Below are 381 nucleotides of genomic sequence, written 5' to 3'. Positions count from 1 at the left end.
CTGCCACAGTTCGGATCCCGCCATCCTCGCCATCGGCGAGTGCGCGCTCTGGCAGGGGCGCATCTTCGGCCTGGTGGCCCCCGGCTACCAGATGGCCCGGGCCGCCGTGGCCAGTCTGTGCGGCGGCGAGACCCGCTTTATCGGGGCCGACATGTCCACCAAGCTCAAGCTGATGGGGGTGGACGTGGGCTCCATCGGCGATGCCCACGCCAGCACCGCCGGCGCCCAGGAGTTGCTGCTGCTGGACAGGGTCAAGGGCATCTACAAGAAGCTGGTGACCGACGGCGAGGGCAATCGCCTGCTCGGCGCCATCCTGGTGGGGGACGGGGCCGATTATGAGCGGCTGCTGCAGTACTACCAGAACGGGGTGGCGCTGCCCCA

General features: G+C 69.0%; 1 pseudogene. It reads left to right on the top strand.

Going from position 1 to position 381, the window contains the following annotated elements:
• Positions 1-381: pseudogene (locus tag AACR77_RS18370) on the top strand (nitrite reductase (NAD(P)H)); the annotation flags it as partial.

Source organism: Aeromonas sp. ZOR0002 (assembly GCF_963866995.1).
GTDB classification, from domain to species: Bacteria; Pseudomonadota; Gammaproteobacteria; order Enterobacterales; family Aeromonadaceae; genus Aeromonas; species Aeromonas caviae.
Note: the sequence above shows the minus strand (reverse complement) of the source record. Positions and strands in the feature narration are given on the sequence as shown.